General features: G+C 60.0%; 2 protein-coding genes. Both read right to left on the bottom strand.

Going from position 1 to position 3,074, the window contains the following annotated elements; all coding sequences use genetic code 11:
* The coding region (locus tag Q1K23_RS08550; protein WP_300363834.1) for a hypothetical protein at window positions 1-1,315 on the bottom strand (1,315 nt) is incomplete at its 3' end.
* A partial coding sequence (locus Q1K23_RS08545; protein WP_300363832.1) for an NAD-binding protein occupies window positions 1,312-3,074 on the bottom strand: 1,763 nt, incomplete at its 5' end. The genes Q1K23_RS08550 and Q1K23_RS08545, both read right to left, overlap by 4 nt.

Genomic DNA, 3,074 nt, shown 5'->3' with positions numbered 1-3,074 from the left:
AGGCATATCCGAAACTGTTGAACTCTTTGAATCTCTTTTCGTTCTGGGTGAAGACATCGCCCGACTTGGAGTTTTGAAAGAGGGCGATGAGCACTTTCGTTTTCATCTTTCCCCTAATCGCCTCTTCGAGAAAGACCTTGTCGTAGAGGTTCACCGCGCACTCCAGGTTTTTGTCGTCTTCGTCGAAGCAGGCGACGATGTGGGTGAGATAGGGTTTGCGCCACGGACCTTCGCGGACAAATTCGGGAGAGTCCATCGTCAGGGGGTGGCATTCGAAAGTGACATGGCCGATATCGTCGACCCCTACATAGTCGGAGCGGAATTTTTCGAGAAAACGTCGCGGGTCCGCACAGATCAGATGAATCGTCACGGGTTTGTCGTGGGGCAGCACCGTCTGGGGGATCAGGTAGTAGAGTACCCGTCCCGCCAGGTCGCCGTCCCCGACGAGGGCGATGTGCCACATGGTGCACTCTTTTGCGACCTGGGAGAAATTGCCGAGTACCGGATGCTTCATCCACAGGTCTCTGGCGACACTGTCGTAGAAGCTGTAGGGTTTTATTTCGAACGACTCTAGGGCTTCTTTGTTTTCGAAAAACCTCTGGTGGAAAAGGGCACGGTAGTCGTGGTTGTCCAGGTGGATGTGCAGGGTGGTAGTGCGTGCTTCGTCGGAGTGTTTGTCGTTTTCGTCTCGGCCTTTTCTGAGAATCTGCAAGGCGATCTCTATATTCTTGAGGTCGTTGCCGGTAGAGATTATGACCCTTTCGAGTTTGTCGAAGGCAAATTCGAACTTTCCCACCGTGTTTCGAAAATGTCCGAAACCCATCGAGCGAAAGTAGCCGATGTAGGGATTGCTCCGGTCGGGTTCGATGACGATGATGGCGTGTTTGGGCCTTTGACTGGTTTCGTCGATTTCGCTTTTGAGGTACATGCGGTTGTTTTCGCCCAGCCCTATCACCAGAGTGTGAGGCTGTCGTTTCAGCGTTTCGATCTGCCACGCCTCGATGCGTTCCTTGAAGATCTCCGCCGCGAAGCCCAGCACCGACCCGATGGTCGTGATCAGGCCGAAAAAGGCGGGGATGTAGATGAGGTGCCACTCCTGTGCCTGCAGCGTGCCGATGCCGATCTCTACCGGCTGTTTTACGTCGAGGGCGAATAGCGCGAAAGCGTAGTAGAGCGACTGGTACCACGAAAGCGTTCCGCCGTAGCAACAGCTGTAAACCCACCATCCTCCCAGTACGGTCAGCACCGCCATGGCCAGCAGCACCCACCGCAGGTTTCGCCGGGCAAACCCGAGCCAATTCAGCAACCATGTCATGATTTTTTTTCTTCCTTCTCTTCCAAAGATACCACGGCATACCCCGCGGCCGCGAGATAGTTGGGGATGTAGAGGATGGCGTAGATGTCGTAGAGTATCGTCAGCTGCAGTTCGGGCTCCACGAACTCGTGGAGGGGTTTGAGGCAGGCGTGCTCTTTTTTTCGTTTGTCGGTTTTCGGGGCGTGGCGCCATCCCTGCAGGTAGTGAAAGGCGTTCCACCGTTCGTGCTCGGCCCGGATGAGCTTTTCGAAGGTCGTCTCGAAACGGGTGGGGAACCAGGGCACTTCGAAAGGTTCGCCGGACCAGCTCTTTCGCAGCTCTTCGTACCAGCGGTGCAACAGCGCGTCGTCGACTCCCGTCTTTTGGCGGTCGGTCGCGAGTTTTTCGTCCAGCAGCTTGCGGTTATCGGCCAGGAGCTCTTCGATAGGGAAGTCCACGGCGGGCCGGCGCGCAAGCCCCAGGGCTTTGAGCTTGATGTCGATATGCTTGGCCTGGGCGCGGCTGCTCAGTTTGTCGTGCAGCGAGGCGCTGCCGTACCATTTGGCGTCGATCTTCTCTCGGGTGTCGGGGTCCGAAAGGTCGTGGAGCGCCATGGGGTCGTACTCTTCGGCGTAGCCGTAGTGGATCAGTTTGGCGATGGTGTCGTGCCGCTCTTCGAAGATGTTTTCGTAGGTGCAGACCCGCGCGGCGCGGGCGAAGCTGTGGAAACGGTCGTACATTTCGCCGTCCGCGTCGATTTGGTCGTGGAGGGAGTAGGTGTGAAAGAGAGCCACGTCGATGCGGGGCTCCAGAGTGCCGTCGGCCGCTTCGGCGCGGTAGACGCGGTCGAAGAGGTCGATGGCCAGTTTCACGTTGGCGTTTTCGTCGTCGTGGCAGACGACGACGTGGGGCATGGGCGAGAGGCTCCAGTGATCCTCCTCGTGCCGTTCGACGAAAGCCGGGCTCTCCTCGTCGAGGGGGTGCGGATGGAGCGTGACGACCCGGTCGATGCCCGGATACCTCCGCCGCAGCCGGGCCGCGAAACGCTCCGCTTCCCTGCCGACCAGATGGATGTGCAGAGGGTTCTGCTCGGGCAGATGGGCGCGCTCCGCCGCTTCGGCCACCAGGTTCGCCGCCAGCTCTCCCGTCCCCAGCACCGTCAGGTGGAAGGGATCGCCGTTTTCGACGAGGCGGGCGGTTTCACCCTCCACGGGCGCCGTATCGAAGAGCGACTCCGCCGCCTCGTCGTACCACGAAAAGGTCGCCACGTCGATGGGGTGCCGCGGGTCGAACCGGGGCAGGATGAAGCTTTCGTGAAAGAGGCTCTCCAGGCGGCGGTCGCGCAGGTGCACCAGCAGTTTGATGGGCGTGCGCACATCCTCTTTTTGGTAGCGCTCCACCAGCCGCACGGCCAGCTCCATGTTGAGCCGGTCGTCGCCCAGGGTGATCATGGCCCCCTCCATTTGCTCGAAGTCGAGCCGGTCGAAGAGTCCCTCGTCCAGGGCATCGTGCACCAGCACGCCGGTGCCGGCCCGGCGCAGGGGCTCCAGGCGGGCGGGGGCCTCCTCTTTTTCGACGACGACGTAGCGCCCGGCGCGGCCCGCCGCCCTTTCGTTGGCCAGCAGCGCTTCGGCGGTCTCTCCCAGGCCGAAAAGCACCCGGTGGGGAGCGGACGAGATGCGGCGGACCGCGAACTCTTCGAGACTCTTTTTGAAAAAGAGCAGTCCCGCCAGCACCGCTGTAGTGACAATGGCGGCAAATTCGAAGCCGTTGGCGAAAC

Source organism: Hydrogenimonas sp., assembly GCF_029933015.1.
GTDB lineage: Bacteria > Campylobacterota > Campylobacteria > Campylobacterales > Hydrogenimonadaceae > Hydrogenimonas.
This window is presented reverse-complemented; position numbering and strand designations above follow the sequence as displayed.